The sequence below is a fragment of the Tessaracoccus flavescens genome (assembly GCF_001998865.1).
Taxonomy (GTDB): Bacteria; Actinomycetota; Actinomycetes; order Propionibacteriales; family Propionibacteriaceae; genus Arachnia; species Arachnia flavescens.
Window position 1 is genome coordinate 1203922 of sequence record NZ_CP019607.1, and the last position, 15806, is coordinate 1219727.

Here is a 15806-nt window from a genome sequence, read left to right on the forward strand (position 1 = left end):
GCGCCCGCGGATGGCGCGCTGTTACTGTCTCCCGACATCGACAATGAGCGTCGAAAGGGACACACCGATGAACAAGACCCGGGCCAGCATTCTCGCGCTGATCATGATGGTGGCAGGCACTCTGCTTCCAGGCTTTGCCACCACCCAGGCTGCGGCAGACATTGACGTCTACACGACCCCTGGCACCCACACCGTCAACGGACGACAGTGGAAGACCGTCTGCAGCAAATACTCCTCCACCATCGAGCGCTGCCGCACCGAGATCTGGGCCACCCAGATCACCCTCACCAAGGGCCGCTTCACCCAGACCAACGGCTGGGCCTTCAACAACCTCACCTACAAGCCCGTCAAGCACTCACTCTGGGGCAGCAACCCCCTGGCAAACCCCGGCACCTGGACCGAGGCCGGACGCCAGTGGAAGACCGAATGCGGCACCGCCGTCACCGGCCGCGACGGCTGCCGCAGCTTCATCTACAGCACCGTCTACACCCGCAGCGGATCGGCCTACAAGGCCATCAACCAGTGGACCTTCAACAACATCGTCCGCCTGACGCCCGGGTCGGCCAACTTCGGCGCCGCGAAGCCGACGACGCCCAAGCCGACGACATCGACGAAGCGGGAACAGGCGATCAAGGAGGCACGGGATTACCTGAATGTCATGGCCTTCTCGAGGTCTGGGCTGATCGATCAGCTTGAGTACGAGGGGTACAGCACCGCTGACTCCACCTACGCTGTCGACTCGCTCAAGGTCGACTGGAGGGCGCAGGCAGTGCGGATGGCCAAGAGCTACATGAGCCACTCCGCCTTCTCACGTGTCGGTCTCATCGACCAGTTGGAGTACGAGGGTTTCAGCACCGCTGACTCCACCTACGCGGTGGACTCACTCAAGGCCGATTGGAAGGCGCAGGCTGTCCTCGTCGGCAAGGGCTACCTCAAGATGGGTGCGTTCTCGAGGGCTGGTTTGATCGATCAGCTCGAGTTCGAGGGCTTCAGCACCAGCGATGCCACGTACGGGACTGACGCGCAGAAGGCCAACTGGAATGCCCAGGCCGCACGCGCGGCGCAGGAGTATCTCGACTACGACGACGCCTTGACGAGGGCCGAAATGATCGACCAACTGATCTATGACCTCTTCACACCTGCCCAGGCCGAGTACGGCGCAACGGCCGTCGGACTCTGACCCAACCGCGAATGCCCGTCTCCCGGATGGAGGCGGGCATTCTGCGCTTGACCTTCAGGACCGGCGACTCTCTGAGGCCCCGGCACGTCCGACTCGGAGCACGGCGCAAAGACGGTCGCACCCTGAACGTCGAGTCACAGGGCGAGTAGAGACCGGCTCCTCCCGTACCGCGTCGTCTCACTTCCGGGCTCGCGGGTCACCATCCGGCCTCAACCCACGTGATCCAGTTCTCGCTTCAGCCACGCGAGCAGCGCGTCGGCCTGGAGCCTCTGGAAGGCCCGAAGCGTCGGCAGACCCGGTGGATCGGGGCGGCGGCTGACGTTGCTGAAGAAGCCGAGCGCTCCGAGCATCAGGCCGAGCACGGTGTCGCGGTCCACGTGGAAGTCGGCCATCACGCGCTCGAGCACCGCCGTCGGGTCCGGGGAGGTCGTGTCCTGCAGGTGACTCGTGGCCACCTCGATCAGGAGCAGGGCGGCGTCGATCCATTGGGCACCCCTGAAGGCCCAGGGCCAGTCGATGACGACGACCTCTCCGTCCGGCCGGACAAGGAGGTTGTCCGCCCTCAGATCGCCGTGGACTGTGTGTCGCCGTCGACCTCTGCCATGGAGCGGTCGACCCACCCGGCGAAGGCCACAAGCCGGTCCCGGAACCACGGATCGAGGTCGTCGGGAACCGGTTCGGCACCGTCGGCCCATGCGCGCACGATGCCGAACAGCCGCCACAGGGAGTCGTAGGCAGACGGTGCATCGAGGTGGCTCGGGGTCATTGCGCTGCTCAGACGGCGAAGGGCCACGAGGGCGGCGTCGAGTTCGTCAGCGCGCCAGGGGACCGTCGGTTGGCGCCCCTCCACATCCTCGATGAGGAGAGCACCACCCAGTCCTGTTCGTCGAGGCCCGCGATCAGTCGCGGCACCGGAATCCCGTCGGGCATGGAGCGCAGGTTCGCCAACTCCGCGCGGTGGATGTCGGGCGACTCGGGATTGTGTGACGGATGCACCGCCTTGAGGAAGCCCCTCGTCCCGTCGGCGCAGACGAGCCGGTCGGCCGTGCCTGGCGAGTAGCCTCCCGGCTGCGAGGTCGCGCTGACGACGGGGGACCCGAGCCGCTCGGCCACCCACGCCTTCAGCCATGCGGGAAGGTCGTCGAATCGTGCGCGTGTCATGTCTCTCCCATCCGAGATCGGGCAAGTCCACCAGCGCCGAACGCCTGCCGCAAGCCCCTAGGTTGCCCCTGGCTGCGTTCAGCCGAGCCCCGACCGCAGGCGTTCCGCGTACTCGGCGGCCTCGCCGTCCGCGTACTTCGTCCTCGGCCAGAAGAAGCCGCGCAGTCCGTCCTTGCGGCGACGCGGCACGACGTGGACGTGCAGGTGGGGCACCGACTGGCTGACGACCGTGTTGACGGCGGTGAAGCTCCCGTCGGCGGCGAGGCCGGCGACCATCGCGTCGGCGAAGCGTTGCACCTGGAGGAACAGCGGGGCGATCAGCTCAGCGGGGGCGTCGGTCAGCGTCGCGACGTGCTCGACGGGGGCCAGCAGCACGTGGCCCTTGAACACCGGCCGGTGGTCGAGGAAGGCGATGACCGTCTCGTCGCGCCAGACGACCTCGGCGTCGAGCCGCCCGGCGACGATGTCGCAGATGATGTCGGTCATGGCCGTGCCGATCAGTAGCAGTGGGATCTCCCGGCAGTCTATGGCCAGGTGCGATGACGAACGACGAAGAGGTCCGGTTCGACCACGGCCCGTTGGCGGCTGCACCAAAAGGGCGTTGCTCGGGCGCTGCCGACGGTCCCAGATCCGAACCGGCGCTGATGTCGTCCCTCTGAGGCGCGGCACCCGGTGGTCGACCCGATTCCGGAGGACCACCCGCTGAGGGGCATGGGCGGAGGTCGCGTTCGCGGAACGCTGGGAGTCGAATCGTGAGCGTCGCGGGCTCGATCGTGCCCGCGACCTGAATGGGCGGGCTGTATGAACTTCTGCGACCGCGGGCTGACCGAACCGTCGGCAAGCGGCACCCTCCGCATCGCGGCAGGGCACCGCCCACTGCGTCTGTCCGGTCACCGGTCCATCGAACGCCGCGAGCCGGTTCACCGCGCGACGAAGCGGCCAGAAAGCCGGCCGCCTCGCCCCAGCGCGAGCCTGGCCCCGAACGGAAACGAGGCATGAACATGACCACCAACACCAGTCGACCCGCGACCGACGCGGTCATCGCGCAACACAGGCAACTCACCGAGACCCTGCCCTTCGCGGACGAGCAGGACTTCGAGGACGCCCACCGTGGGTTCATCGCGGCCCTCTCCCCTGCCGTGGTGAAGGCCGCCGACGGTCGGGTGGCCTGGGACAACGACTCCTACGCCTTCCTCGACGGTGAGGCGCCGGACACGGTGAACCCGAGCCTGTGGCGGCAGTCGAAGCTCAACATCATCCAGGGCCTGTTCGAGGTGGTCCCGGGCATCTACCAGATCCGGGGTCTCGACCTTTCGGTGATGACGGTCATCGAGGGTGAGCGTGGCGTGATCGTCGTCGATCCGCTGATCTCAAGCGAGACCGCGGCGGCTGCGATGGGCCTGTACCGGGAGCACCGCGGCGACCGCCCGGTCACGGCGCCTCGCTCGAGCGAGGCCCACGCGGCCAGGTCGGCGCCGGACTCGGCCAGACGACGTCCGTGGGTTCGGTGACCCTCATCCCACCGACGGTCATCATCTCGGAGACCGGTGACGAGCTCATCGTCGACGGCGTCAAGATGATCTTCCAGGTCGCGCCCGACTCGGAGGCACCGGCCGAGTTCCACTTCCTGCTGCCCGACTTCCGCGCGCTGTGCATGGCCGAGAACGCCACCCACGTCCAGCACAACATCCTCACCATCCGCGGCGCACTGGTGCGCGACCCGCACGCGTGGGCACGCTACATCACCGACGCCAACGAGAGGTATTGTCAAATCCTGTGGATGAGCCTTCTCAGGCAGCCTGCTGGATGGCTTGGTCGGAGGGGTCTGGTTCGACGAGTTTGCCGTCTTTGAAGGTGGCGCCTGCTCGGACTTTGGCTACGAGGTGGGGTGCCCGGATCGCTCGCCACCTGTTCTGCGCGGATTGCATCAGCTTGAACGCCATCGCGATCCCAGCGGCCCGGCTGCCTGGGCCTTTCGTGACCCGCTGACGGAGCCTGACGGTCGCGAATGTCGACTCGATCGGGTTCGTGGTACGTAGATGGACCCAGTGCTCGGCGGGGTAGTCGAAGAACGCCAGCAGCACGTCGGTGTCGTCGACGATCTTGGCAGCCGCCTTGGGCCACTTGGTGCCGTAAGCGGCGGCGAACGCCTTCACAGCGGCCTTGGCGTGGGGCTTGTCTTCGGCCTGCCATATCTCCCGGATCGCGGCCAACGCACCCGGCTGGGCAGACTTCGGCAGCGCGGCCAGCACGTTGCCGGTCTTGTGCCACCAGCACCGTTGCTCCTTCGTGGCCGGGAACACGTCCCTGACGGCCTTCCAGAACCCGAGCGCCCCGTCACCGATGGCCAGGGTGGGGGCGGTCATGCCGCGGCGTTTGCAGTCCCGCAGCAGGTCCGCCCACGACTCCGAGGATTCCCGGAACCCGTCGGCCAGGGCGATCAGCTCCTTGCGGCCATCAGAGCGGACGCCGATCATGACGAGCAGGCAGACCTTGTCCTGGTCCAGACGGACCTTCAGGTGGATCCCATCGACCCACATGTAGACGTAGTCCGACCCCGCCAGGGACCGTTCGTTGAAGGCCCGGGCCTCGTCTTGCCACTGCCTGGTCAACCGGGTGATCACCGCCGGCGAGAGGCCCTTGCCGGTGCCCAGGAACTGCTCCAACGCGGGGGCGAAGTCATTGCTCGACAGGCCGTGCAGATACAACAGCGGCAGCACCTCGGCGACCTGGGCCGATTTGCGCGCCCACCTGGGCAGGATCGCCGAAGCGAACCTTGCCCGCTTACCGGTGGCCTCATCGACGCGCTTATCGTTGACCCTGGGCTGGCGGACCTCGACCGCGCCAGCGGCGGTGGTCACCAGCCGCTGGGCGTGGTAGCCGTTGCGCACCACCAGCCGGCGGCCCTGCTCGTCCACCTCCGCCTGGAACTGCTCGATGTAAGCGTCGACCTCGGCCTGCAACGCCGCAGCCAGCATCCGCCGGGCACCATCACGCACGATCTCATCAAGCACCGGCCCGTCTCCCTCTCGAGCCTCGGTCGGCTGCCCCTGGTTGGCCTCCCAGCCCTCGGGAACTACATTGGACATGGACGCACCTTCCCGGACCAACGCTTCCAACGTCGGCCCATGATCAGAATCTCTGTTACTGAAAGATCATCCCCGAGAAGGTGCGTCCCTCGCACCCCAGCCCCGGGGACCATCCACAGGATTTGATCATTCCTCCGCCAACGAACTCTTCGGCGACCAGAGCTGGGTCGACGTCGTGGCGAGACGACGCCGGAGAGGGAAGGAGAGGCCGCCGAATCGACACGACCTGAGCGGCCCTCACAGTGCAAGGTAACCCTGGGGCCACGCGCGCACCTCAGCCGCCCAGGGGCTGAGGCGCGGGTCGTCCCTCCCCGAGCGACACCACCCACGGCGCTTCCGCCGAGAGCCTGACCGCCGCCAGGGTCTAGTAGTAGTACGGGAACTTCGACCAGTCAGGCGCGCGCTTCTCGAGGAAGGAGTCGCGGCCCTCGACGGCCTCGTCGGTCATGTAGGCCAGGCGGGTCGTCTCCCCCGCGAAGATCTGCTGGCCGACCAGCCCGTCGTCGATCGCGTTGAAGGCGTACTTCAGCATGCGCTGGGCGGTGGGCGACTTTCCGCAGATCTTCGCCGCCCATTCGAGGCCGACGTCTTCGAGCCGTTCGTGGTCGATCACCCGGTTGACCATGCCCATCCGGTGGGCGTCCTCGGCGTCGTGCACGTCACCGAGGAAGAAGATCTCGCGGGCGAACTTCTGGCCGACCTGGCGGGCGAGGTAGGCCGACCCGTAGCCAGCGTCGAACGAGCCGACATCGGCGTCGGTCTGCTTGAACTTCGCGTGCTCGCGCGAGGCGAGCGTCAGGTCGGCGACGACGTGCAGCGAGTGGCCACCGCCTGCGGCCCACCCGTTGACCAGCGCGATGACGACCTTCGGCATGAACCGGATCAGGCGCTGCACCTCGAGGATGTGCAGCCGGCCGAGCTTTGCCGCATCGACGCTCTCGGACGTCTCCCCCTCGGCGTACTGGTAGCCGGCCCGTCCGCGGATGCGCTGGTCGCCACCAGAGCAGAATGCCCAGCCGCCGTCCTTCTCGGACGGCCCGTTACCCGTGAGCAGGACGCAGCCGACGTCGGACGAGGTCCGCGCGTGCTCGAGGGCCGTGTACAGCTCGTCGACGGTGTGCGGACGGAAGGCGTTGCGGACCTCAGGTCGGTCGAAGGCAATCCGCACCGCTGGCACGTCGTTGGCGCGGTGATAGGTGATGTCGGTGAAGTCGAATCCTTCGACCGGCGTCCAGAGTTCGGGGCGGAACGGGTTGGTCATGGGCCGAGCCTATCGCCGTCGCGCCTGCCCCGGCGCACCCTGACCCGGCGTCGCTGGCCACCCAAGGCCTGAGCCCGGGACGAAGTCCGTGCACAGATCTACACAGGGCGCGGGCTGTGCCAATAGAGCACGAGTCTCGCTCCTCGTAGATCTGTGCACGCCACCGCCCGCGTCGTCCGGTCACCGCGGCGGCGAGCGTGCCGAGAGGGACGCCGAGGATCGGCCACTCCCCTGCCGCTCCCGCAGCGAAGGCCGCGGCCAGGGCGGGTGAAGGCGAGCTCAGAGGTGGGTGCTGGCTCAGAAGTGGGAGCGGTACTCCGGGTGGCGGACGGCCTCGCCTACGCGATCGGGGAAGTCGGTGATGATGGCGTCGACGCCCAGGTTCTTGAGCCGGATCGCGTCCTCGTCACGGTTGACGGTCCACGGGTTGACCTTGATGCCCTTCTCGTCGGAGAGCCAGACGTAGTTCGGCTGCTGGAGCGCCTGATAGGCGGGGTTGATCGCGCCAGCGCCGAACCAGTCGGCGTAGAGCCACGGGTCGTAGAGCCCGTCACTGATCAGCAGCGCGATGTTGTCCTTCGCGACCCGGCCACGCAGGTTGGCTAGCGAGAAGTGGTTGAAGGAGGAGTAGACGACCTGGTCCTCCATCCCCATCTCCTGCACGATCCGCAGCACCTCGTCCTCCATGCCCGGGTACAACTCGACCGAGTTCTTCAGTTCGATGTTGACCGTCATGGACGTGGGCCGGAACACGTCGAGCGCGTCACGCAGCGTCGGGATCTTGACGTTGCGCCGCCCGGCGAAGCCGTTGGTGAGGTCGCAGCGGCGCAGTTCCTCAAGCGTCAGGTCGACGACCCGGCCGACGCCGTTGGAGGTGCGGTTGATCGTCTCGTCATGGATGACGACGATGTGCCCGTCCGCGCTGCGCTGCACGTCGATCTCGACGCCGTCGGCCTTCATCTGGACGGCGACCTCGAAGGCGGGGACGGTGTTCTCGGGGGCATAGGCACACGCGCCACGATGGGCCCAGATAGCAGTCACGCGTCCCATCCAACCATCCCCCGACCGGATGCGCACGCCACCTCCCGGAGCGCCGTTCGTGGTACCTCACTGTCAAGTCCCCGCGAAATGGTAGGCCTTACCTCAGATATTTTTCCCCGCGAAAACAAGGGTTAGCTGGCCCGGGTTTTGAGGCCGGCGGGGTCGGGTGCCTTCCATGCGATGTGTTGTTCGAGACGGGCTGTCGAGGTATTGTCAAATCCTGTGGATGAGCCTTCTCAGGCAGCCTGCTGGATGGCTTGGTCGGAGGGGTCTGGTTCGACGAGTTTGCCGTCTTTGAAGGTGGCGCCTGCTCGGACTTTGGCTACGAGGTGGGGTGCCCGGATCGCTCGCCACCTGTTCTGCGCGGATTGCATCAGCTTGAACGCCATCGCGATCCCAGCGGCCCGGCTGCCTGGGCCTTTCGTGACCCGCTGACGGAGCCTGACGGTCGCGAATGTCGACTCGATCGGGTTCGTGGTACGTAGATGGACCCAGTGCTCGGCGGGGTAGTCGAAGAACGCCAGCAGCACGTCGGTGTCGTCGACGATCTTGGCAGCCGCCTTGGGCCACTTGGTGCCGTAAGCGGCGGCGAACGCCTTCACAGCGGCCTTGGCGTGGGACTTGTCTTCGGCCTGCCATATCTCCCGGATCGCGGCCAACGCACCCGGCTGGGCAGACTTCGGCAGCGCGGCCAGCACGTTGCCGGTCTTGTGCCACCAGCACCGTTGCTCCTTCGTGGCCGGGAACACGTCCCTGACGGCCTTCCAGAACCCGAGCGCCCCGTCACCGATGGCCAGGGTGGGGGCGGTCATGCCGCGGCGTTTGCAGTCCCGCAGCAGGTCCGCCCACGACTCCGAGGATTCCCGGAACCCGTCGGCCAGGGCGATCAGCTCCTTGCGGCCATCAGAGCGGACGCCGATCATGACGAGCAGGCAGACCTTGTCCTGGTCCAGACGGACCTTCAGGTGGATCCCATCGACCCACATGTAGACGTAGTCCGACCCCGCCAGGGACCGTTCGTTGAAGGCCCGGGCCTCGTCTTGCCACTGCCTGGTCAACCGGGTGATCACCGCCGGCGAGAGGCCCTTGCCGGTGCCCAGGAACTGCTCCAACGCGGGGGCGAAGTCATTGCTCGACAGGCCGTGCAGATACAACAGCGGCAGCACCTCGGCGACCTGGGCCGATTTGCGCGCCCACCTGGGCAGGATCGCCGAAGCGAACCTTGCCCGCTTACCGGTGGCCTCATCGACGCGCTTATCGTTGACCCTGGGCTGGCGGACCTCGACCGCGCCAGCGGCGGTGGTCACCAGCCGCTGGGCGTGGTAGCCGTTGCGCACCACCAGCCGGCGGCCCTGCTCGTCCACCTCCGCCTGGAACTGCTCGATGTAAGCGTCGACCTCGGCCTGCAACGCCGCAGCCAGCATCCGCCGGGCACCATCACGCACGATCTCATCAAGCACCGGCCCGTCTCCCTCTCGAGCCTCGGTCGGCTGCCCCTGGTTGGCCTCCCAGCCCTCGGGAACTACATTGGACATGGACGCACCTTCCCGGACCAACGCTTCCAACGTCGGCCCATGATCAGAATCTCTGTTACTGAAAGATCATCCCCGAGAAGGTGCGTCCCTCGCACCCCAGCCCCCGGGGACCATCCACAGGATTTGATCATTCCTCCGGGCTGTCTTTCGGCCTGCGAGTCGGGTGAGCTCCTGTTGGATCTCGGTGATGCGTCGTTGCATTGCGACGGGTTTGAGGGTGGCCTTGTAGGCGGCTAGTTCTGTTTCCTGGGCGGGGTTGAGGACCCCGGCGGCCAGGAGCCTCTGGTAGGGGGAGCGTGGCTTGTCGTAGAGGCGTTTGCGGCGCCCTACGGTGTCGGTGGCCCAGCCTTCGGGTTTCTTCGTGGGGGTGAAGAAGTTGAGCCGGTCGTTGACCAGCGGCCATAGCTGGTTGAGTAACGCGAGTTCGGTGGCGGTGTCGTAGCGGTGGTAGAAGCCGTAGCGGCGCACGAGGTGGTTGTTCTTCGATTCGATGGTGGCTTGATCGTTTTTCTTGTAAGGCCGCGACCGGGTGAAGAACACCTCTCGTTGGCCGGCCCAGCCGATCAGGTCGTGGTTGATGAACTCCGAGCCGTTGTCACAATCGATCCCGGTGACCGCGAACGGGACCTGGGCGATGAAGTGGTCGAACGCGGTCCGGATGTGGAGGTGGGCGTTGTTGCGGATGGAGTAGGTGAAGCTCCAGCCGGTGTGCATGTCGGTGAAGTTCACGCTGCGGGCGAACTCGCCCTTCAGCGTGGGGCCGCAGTGGGCCACGGTGTCGACTTCGAAGAACCCGGGTTCGGCTTCGACCTCGTCACCGGCTTTACGCACGGTGATCGAGTTTCGTAGCAGGCTGCCGGGCTTGGTGGCGGTCTTTCCTCGGATCGGGTCCTTCGCCCGCGCCGGTGCGAGGTACCGGTCGATCGTGGCCGCCGACATCGATTCCAGCTCGGCCCTGACCTCGGCGCTGTAACGGTCCTGGCTAGGCACCAGTTCGCCTTCGGCTTCCATCGCATCGATCAGATCGCTCATGGATGCGGCGAGGTACTGCCCGCAGCTGCCCCCCGAGGCCGCCCATACCCGCTGCAGGATCAGCCTGGCGTCGTAGGAGTACTTACACGCCTTGGTCTTGCGCCGATCGATCACCGCGACCGTCGCGGTGGCCCGTCCCGGGGCCTGTTTCAACCGGGCCACCAACTGCTGGCGGGCATGGTCACGGTTCCAGCCGGTGATCTCGACCACGTGGTCGAGGATCTGGGACTTGCCCTTCTTCGGGGCCGCGGCATAGGCCTTGGCGTACTTCTTCGTGATCTCGACTCGGGCTGCCATCGACAGCTTCTCTCCAACCTCCACACCCCATCGTGGCCGGCCACTGTTTCCCGGGGAAAAGTATGTGAGGTACGGCCCCTTCGTTCGCGGGGACTATGTATGAGTGTCGTCGTCGTTCGTGGTACCTCACTGTCAAGTCCCCGCGAAATGGTAGGCCTTACCTCAGATATTTTTCCCCGCGAAAACAAGGGTTAGCTGGCCCGGGTTTTGAGGCCGGCGGGGTCGGGTGCCTTCCATGCGATGTGTTGTTCGAGACGGGCTGTCTTTCGGCCTGCGAGTCGGGTGAGCTCCTGTTGGATCTCGGTGATGCGTCGTTGCATTGCGACGGGTTTGAGGGTGGCCTTGTAGGCGGCTAGTTCTGTTTCCTGGGCGGGGTTGAGGACCCCGGCGGCCAGGAGCCTCTGGTAGGGGGAGCGTGGCTTGTCGTAGAGGCGTTTGCGGCGCCCTACGGTGTCGGTGGCCCAGCCTTCGGGTTTCTTCGTGGGGGTGAAGAAGTTGAGCCGGTCGTTGACCAGCGGCCATAGCTGGTTGAGTAACGCGAGTTCGGTGGCGGTGTCGTAGCGGTGGTAGAAGCCGTAGCGGCGCACGAGGTGGTTGTTCTTCGATTCGATGGTGGCTTGATCGTTTTTCTTGTAAGGCCGCGACCGGGTGAAGAACACCTCTCGTTGGCCGGCCCAGCCGATCAGGTCGTGGTTGATGAACTCCGAGCCGTTGTCACAATCGATCCCGGTGACCGCGAACGGGACCTGGGCGATGAAGTGGTCGAACGCGGTCCGGATGTGGAGGTGGGCGTTGTTGCGGATGGAGTAGGTGAAGCTCCAGCCGGTGTGCATGTCGGTGAAGTTCACGCTGCGGGCGAACTCGCCCTTCAGCGTGGGGCCGCAGTGGGCCACGGTGTCGACTTCGAAGAACCCGGGTTCGGCTTCGACCTCGTCACCGGCTTTACGCACGGTGATCGAGTTTCGTAGCAGGCTGCCGGGCTTGGTGGCGGTCTTTCCTCGGATCGGGTCCTTCGCCCGCGCCGGTGCGAGGTACCGGTCGATCGTGGCCGCCGACATCGATTCCAGCTCGGCCCTGACCTCGGCGCTGTAACGGTCCTGGCTAGGCACCAGTTCGCCTTCGGCTTCCATCGCATCGATCAGATCGCTCATGGATGCGGCGAGGTACTGCCCGCAGCTGCCCCCCGAGGCCGCCCATACCCGCTGCAGGATCAGCCTGGCGTCGTAGGAGTACTTACACGCCTTGGTCTTGCGCCGATCGATCACCGCGACCGTCGCGGTGGCCCGTCCCGAAGCCTGTTTCAACCGGGCCACCAACTGCTGGCGGGCATGGTCACGGTTCCAGCCGGTGATCTCGACCACGTGGTCGAGGATCTGGGACTTGCCCTTCTTCGGGGCCGCGGCATAGGCCTTGGCGTACTTCTTCGTGATCTCGACTCGGGCTGCCATCGACAGCTTCTCTCCAACCTCCACACCCCATCGTGGCCGGCCACTGTTTCCCGGGGAAAAGTATGTGAGGTACGGCCCCTTCGTTCGCGGGGACTATGTATGAGTGTCGTCGTCGTTTTGCCGAACTCTGTCCGGTTGCGTATAGTTGTGTCTCGCCCAAGCGCTCGTGGCTCAACGGATAGAGCATCTGACTACGGATCAGAAGGTTGGGGGTTCGAATCCCTCCGAGCGCGCCAGCAAAAGGCCTAGCCAAATGCTTGATGCAAAAGATCGGGACTCCCTCGGGAGTCCCTTTTCGCGTTCATGGGGGCAACCAGCTCGGGAACAGCTTTCGAGCCCGATTATCCCGGCCCGCCCCCGCCAGCGTTCGGCGTCGTCCCGACGGCGCCCTCACCCGAGGGCGTCCCGACCCAGGGAGGACGAACATGGCACGCAAGCGCGGCAACGGCGACGATTCGATCTACAAGAGCGGCGGCCGCTGGTACGTCCAAGGCTCCATCGACGAGGGCGATCGCACGGTCAGGCGCAAGGTCAGCGCAACCACCAAGACCGCAGCACTGGCCAAGTGGGCCGAGCGCAGGGCGGACGCGGCGCGCGGAGCTCAGCGCCACAGCGAGTACAAGACCGTCGGCGAACTGCTGCAGCACTGGATCGACGTACGCTCCCTGGAACTGCGCTACACCACCGTGACCGGCTACCGGCACTCGATCGCGAGCCACCTCATCCCCTACCTCGGAGCGATGGAGCTCAAGGCCGTGACCGCTGCGAGCGTCGAACACTGGCAGTATCAGCTCAGCGCAGGGAAGAAGCTGTCCTACTCCGCCGTCCATCAGGCACGAGTGATCCTGAAGCAGGCCTTCGACATGGCGGTCAGGCACAGGGTCCTGGCGGGCAACCCCGTCACCATCGCACGCGCACCCAAGAAGAAGGCGACCCGCATCGACCCCATGACAGAGGCGCAAGCACAGCAACTGCTGCGATCCATCGCTCACGACGACGCCCACGCCCGGGTCCGGGTCCTACTGGCCATCACCCTCGGGCTGCGCCAGGGCGAACTCCTTGCCCTGCGCTGGAAGGACCTCGACCTGACCTCCTCCGAGCCGCACCTTGTCGTTCGCGCCAGCCTCCAACGCCAAACAGGCAAAGGCCTCGTGCGGGTCGAACCCAAGACCGAGAAGTCTCGACGCACAATTCATCGGGGACCTGTACCTTGACGCTGCAGGAATGGCCCACGAGGTGCTCAGCCCATCGCAGCTGAAGCAGTACAGGGCAGAAGCACGGAGGTTGACGGCGCTCACTGAAATTCCCCAGTTCTGCTCATCGAAATTCCTCACCCTGGGTCGCTCCGCCGCATGAGGCGGGCCCTCCCCGAGACTGGTGGTCTCTGACCACACACCACCTCGAGGAAGGCCCTTGTTCTTATGCTCTCAGAAAGGAGCAGCGTGGATATCCACGCTCTGAAACGGCAGGGGATGACGATCAGCGAGATCGCCCGCCGCACCAACCATGACCGCAAGACGATCCGCGCGTACTTGAACGGGGACCGGGTCCCGGGGCGGCGGCAACGCGCCGTGCCGGACTCGTTCGAGGCGTTCGTCGACTACGTGAGCGCGCGCCTATCGGAGGACCCGCATTTGTGGGCGGCGACGTTGCTCGACGAGCTGCGCCCGCTGGGCTACGCGGGGTCGTATCCGACGTTGACCCGACAGATCCGTGACCGCGGGCTGCGGCCGGCCTGCGCCGCCTGCGCGCACGTCACGAAGCGTCCGAACGCGGTCATCGAGCATCCGCCGGGTGAGGAGACCCAGTTCGACTGGCTCGAGCTGCCCGATGCGCCCACGCACTGGGGGTTCCCGACGAAGAAGGCGTTCCTGCTGGTCGGCTCGCTGGCCCACTCGGGGGTTTGGCGGGCGGTGCTCGCCCCGTCGATGGATCTGCCGCACCTGTTGGCCGCGATGAGCACCTTGCTGCGTCTGCTGGGTGGGCTCACTCGCGTGTGGCGCTTCGATCGGATGCGCACCGTGCTGGACCCGGTCACGGGGGATCTGACGGCGATGTTCGCCGGGTTCGCGAAGCACCACGGCGTCCAGGTGGTCGCCTGCCGGCCCCGCTCCGGCAACCGCAAGGGCGTGGTCGAGAAGAATAACCACACCGCCGCGCAACGCTGGTGGCGGACTCTGCCCGACGAACTCACCCTCGAGCAGGCCCAGGCCGGTGTCGAGGCGTTCGCCCGCCGACAAGACCAGCGACGCCGGGAAGACGTGTCCGGGTGGAGCACCGCGAAGGCGATGTTCGCCGCCGAACGGCTCCGAGCGTTGCCACCGACGGTGTTCCCGGTGATCCTCACCGAGGAACGCACCGCCACCCGGCAGGCGCTGATCGACTGGCGCGGCAACCGGTATTCCGTCCCACCCGAACTCGCTGCCGGGAAGGTCGTCGTCCATCACCGCCACGGCAGCGACACCATCGACATCGCCACCCTCTCCGGCGCGGTCCTCGCCCGGCACCGAGTCGCCGAACCGGGCCTGGGGGTCACGATCCGCGACACCGGACACGTCACCGCCCTCGAAACGATCGCCCTCGCCTCGGCACCGCCGGGACGCTCCCACCGCCGCAAGGAACGCATCCCACCCGGCGCCACCGCCCTGCGCGCCGCCGCCGTGCTCACCGGCGCCGCGGAACCGCTCTCGACCGTGATCAGCCTGGCCGCCTACGAGCAGGCCGCGAAGAACAGGAACACCCTCCCATGACCACCACCACGAACACCGCCGCCAGCGTCTACCAACAGCTGCGCAACCACCTCACCGACCTGAAACTCGCCGACGCCGCCGACGCCCTCCCGAAGGTGCTCGACCAAGCCCAAACCGAGGGCTGGAGCCTCACCCACACCCTCGAGCACCTCCTGCGCATCGAGGTCACCGCCACCGAAGCCCGACGCCTCGCCGGCCGGTTCCGGTTCGCGAACCTCCCCACCGGCGCCACCCTCGACGACTTCGACCTCGACCACGCCTCCGGCATCGACCGAAACCTGCTCACCGAACTCGGCACCTGCCGCTACCTCGACACCGCCACCAACATCCTCCTCATCGGCTCACCCGGCGTCGGGAAGACCCACATCGCCACCGGCCTCGGGCACGCCGCCGTCACCGCCGGCTACCGCGTCTACTTCACCTCCGCCGCCGACCTCGCCGCCCGCTGCCACCGCGCCGCCATCGAAGGAAAATGGTCCACCATGATGCGATTCTTCGCCGGACCGACCCTGCTCATCATCGACGAACTGGGCTACCTCCCGCTGCCCGGCGAGGCCGCCTCAGCACTCTTCCAAGTCATCAACCAGCGCTACCTGAAGACCTCGATCGTGATCACCACCAACCGACCGGTCGGAGCCTGGGGCGAAATCCTCGGCGACACCACCGTCGCCGCCGCCATGCTCGACCGGCTCCTCCACCGCTCCGTCGTCATCACCCTCGACGGCCCCTCCTACCGACTCCGCAACCACCACGCCGCAGCCGACGAACTACGCCGCGCCACAACCGGCACCAACCTGCGCTAACCTAACCCCGCGACCTGAGGAACTTCGACGAGCAACTCTGGGGAAATTCGCTGAGCACCGTCAAGGTGGGGCATCGTCCCTGGGACGCAGGTTGAGTTCCTTGGTGAAGCAGACCAGCACCTCGATCTCGAAGCGGGCGAGCTGCGGCCTTGGACTCCGCCGTGCACGTCTGCTGCATGAATAGCGGCGTGCTCACTGCGCTCTGATGT

At 66.3% G+C, this 15806-nt stretch carries 16 protein-coding genes and 1 tRNA gene; 7 read left to right on the top strand and 10 right to left on the bottom strand.

The window, feature by feature from the left end; genetic code table 11:
* The first annotated feature begins 67 nt into the window (after positions 1 to 67).
* Entirely contained in the window at positions 68 to 1180 is a 1113-nt protein-coding gene (locus BW733_RS05850) for an Ltp family lipoprotein (protein ID WP_161490145.1), read from the top strand.
* A gap of 209 nt (positions 1181 to 1389) precedes the next feature.
* Here the strand turns inward: BW733_RS05850 and BW733_RS17780 are convergent, their stop codons facing one another.
* The 4 genes from BW733_RS17780 to BW733_RS05870 all read right to left on the bottom strand — a co-directional run bounded on the left by BW733_RS17780 (position 1390) and on the right by BW733_RS05870 (position 2827).
* Positions 1390 to 1800 (bottom strand): phosphotransferase, encoded by a 411-nt coding sequence (locus BW733_RS17780; RefSeq protein ID WP_237268318.1) that lies wholly within the window; start codon positions 1798 to 1800, stop codon positions 1390 to 1392.
* The gene (locus BW733_RS19260) at positions 1743 to 1946 is read right to left on the bottom strand and encodes a hypothetical protein (RefSeq protein ID WP_077348773.1); all 204 of its coding nucleotides are present in this window, start codon (positions 1944 to 1946) and stop codon (positions 1743 to 1745) included. Before BW733_RS19260 ends, BW733_RS17780 begins: the two co-directional genes overlap by 58 nt.
* Positions 1947 to 1954: 8 nt before the next feature.
* Positions 1955 to 2341: a hypothetical protein gene (locus BW733_RS05865; RefSeq protein WP_077348775.1), complete on the bottom strand. Its 387-nt coding sequence runs from the start codon at positions 2339 to 2341 to the stop codon at positions 1955 to 1957.
* A 78-nt stretch (positions 2342 to 2419) separates the two neighbouring features.
* The gene (locus tag BW733_RS05870; RefSeq protein ID WP_077348777.1) at positions 2420 to 2827 is read right to left on the bottom strand and encodes an HIT family protein; all 408 of its coding nucleotides are present in this window, start codon (positions 2825 to 2827) and stop codon (positions 2420 to 2422) included.
* A gap of 515 nt (positions 2828 to 3342) precedes the next feature.
* Here BW733_RS05870 and BW733_RS19265 point away from each other — a divergent pair.
* Positions 3343 to 3852, top strand: a complete 510-nt coding sequence (locus BW733_RS19265; RefSeq protein WP_237268319.1) for an MBL fold metallo-hydrolase — start codon at positions 3343 to 3345, stop codon at positions 3850 to 3852.
* Entirely contained in the window at positions 3840 to 4193 is a 354-nt protein-coding gene (locus BW733_RS19270; RefSeq protein ID WP_237268320.1) for a hypothetical protein, read from the top strand. Before BW733_RS19265 ends, BW733_RS19270 begins: the two co-directional genes overlap by 13 nt.
* Here the strand turns inward: BW733_RS19270 and BW733_RS05880 are convergent.
* The 6 genes from BW733_RS05880 to BW733_RS05905 form a co-directional block, all read right to left on the bottom strand.
* Positions 4132 to 5430: an IS256 family transposase gene (locus BW733_RS05880; RefSeq protein ID WP_077348779.1), complete on the bottom strand. Its 1299-nt coding sequence runs from the start codon at positions 5428 to 5430 to the stop codon at positions 4132 to 4134. The genes BW733_RS19270 and BW733_RS05880 overlap by 62 nt on opposite strands.
* A 364-nt stretch (positions 5431 to 5794) precedes the next feature.
* Positions 5795 to 6691 (bottom strand): 1,4-dihydroxy-2-naphthoyl-CoA synthase, encoded by an 897-nt coding sequence (locus tag BW733_RS05885; protein WP_077348781.1) that lies wholly within the window; start codon positions 6689 to 6691, stop codon positions 5795 to 5797.
* 297 nt (positions 6692 to 6988) lie between these two features.
* Positions 6989 to 7732 (bottom strand): glycerophosphodiester phosphodiesterase, encoded by a 744-nt coding sequence (locus tag BW733_RS05890; protein ID WP_161490146.1) that lies wholly within the window; start codon positions 7730 to 7732, stop codon positions 6989 to 6991.
* 236 nt (positions 7733 to 7968) lie between these two features.
* Positions 7969 to 9267 (bottom strand): IS256 family transposase, encoded by a 1299-nt coding sequence (locus tag BW733_RS05895; protein ID WP_077348548.1) that lies wholly within the window; start codon positions 9265 to 9267, stop codon positions 7969 to 7971.
* Positions 9268 to 9333: 66 nt separating this feature from the next.
* A complete protein-coding gene (locus BW733_RS18555) occupies positions 9334 to 10596 on the bottom strand; it encodes an integrase catalytic domain-containing protein (RefSeq protein ID WP_077352769.1) in 1263 nt (420 codons plus the stop codon).
* Positions 10597 to 10787: 191 nt separating this feature from the next.
* On the bottom strand, positions 10788 to 12044 hold the full coding sequence (locus tag BW733_RS05905; RefSeq protein WP_152024588.1) for an integrase catalytic domain-containing protein: 1257 nt from the start codon (positions 12042 to 12044) through the stop codon (positions 10788 to 10790).
* A 160-nt stretch (positions 12045 to 12204) separates the two neighbouring features.
* Between BW733_RS05905 and BW733_RS05910 the strand changes: the two genes are divergently transcribed.
* The 4 genes from BW733_RS05910 to istB all read left to right on the top strand — a co-directional run bounded on the left by BW733_RS05910 (position 12205) and on the right by istB (position 15597).
* Positions 12205 to 12280: transfer RNA gene (locus BW733_RS05910), tRNA-Arg, on the top strand.
* 189 nt (positions 12281 to 12469) lie between these two features.
* Complete coding sequence (locus tag BW733_RS05915; RefSeq protein WP_161490147.1) at positions 12470 to 13258, top strand: site-specific integrase; 789 nt, start codon at positions 12470 to 12472, stop codon at positions 13256 to 13258.
* Between the two features lie 228 nt (positions 13259 to 13486).
* Positions 13487 to 14794, top strand: a complete 1308-nt coding sequence (gene istA, locus BW733_RS05920) for an IS21 family transposase (RefSeq protein ID WP_202970152.1) — start codon at positions 13487 to 13489, stop codon at positions 14792 to 14794.
* A complete protein-coding gene (gene istB / locus BW733_RS05925; protein WP_077348793.1) occupies positions 14791 to 15597 on the top strand; it encodes an IS21-like element helper ATPase IstB in 807 nt (268 codons plus the stop codon). The genes istA and istB overlap by 4 nt, the downstream gene beginning before the upstream one ends.
* Positions 15598 to 15806 lie beyond the last annotated feature (209 nt).

Excerpts from the sequence above, each read along its gene's own strand:
- BW733_RS05850 (WP_161490145.1), top strand. The coding sequence starts at position 68 with ATGAACAAGACCCGGGCCAGCATTCTCGCGCTGATCATGATGGTGGCA.
- BW733_RS19260 (WP_077348773.1), bottom strand. The coding sequence starts at position 1,946 with ATGACCCCGAGCCACCTCGATGCACCGTCTGCCTACGACTCCCTGTGG.
- BW733_RS05865 (WP_077348775.1), bottom strand. The coding sequence starts at position 2,341 with ATGACACGCGCACGATTCGACGACCTTCCCGCATGGCTGAAGGCGTGG.
- BW733_RS05870 (WP_077348777.1), bottom strand. The coding sequence starts at position 2,827 with ATGACCGACATCATCTGCGACATCGTCGCCGGGCGGCTCGACGCCGAG.
- BW733_RS19265 (WP_237268319.1), top strand. The coding sequence starts at position 3,343 with ATGACCACCAACACCAGTCGACCCGCGACCGACGCGGTCATCGCGCAA.
- BW733_RS05880 (WP_077348779.1), bottom strand. The coding sequence starts at position 5,430 with ATGTCCAATGTAGTTCCCGAGGGCTGGGAGGCCAACCAGGGGCAGCCG.
- BW733_RS05885 (WP_077348781.1), bottom strand. The coding sequence starts at position 6,691 with ATGACCAACCCGTTCCGCCCCGAACTCTGGACGCCGGTCGAAGGATTC.
- BW733_RS05895 (WP_077348548.1), bottom strand. The coding sequence starts at position 9,267 with ATGTCCAATGTAGTTCCCGAGGGCTGGGAGGCCAACCAGGGGCAGCCG.
- BW733_RS18555 (WP_077352769.1), bottom strand. The coding sequence starts at position 10,596 with ATGGCAGCCCGAGTCGAGATCACGAAGAAGTACGCCAAGGCCTATGCC.
- BW733_RS05905 (WP_152024588.1), bottom strand. The coding sequence starts at position 12,044 with ATGGCAGCCCGAGTCGAGATCACGAAGAAGTACGCCAAGGCCTATGCC.
- BW733_RS05915 (WP_161490147.1), top strand. The coding sequence starts at position 12,470 with ATGGCACGCAAGCGCGGCAACGGCGACGATTCGATCTACAAGAGCGGC.
- istB (WP_077348793.1), top strand. The coding sequence starts at position 14,791 with ATGACCACCACCACGAACACCGCCGCCAGCGTCTACCAACAGCTGCGC.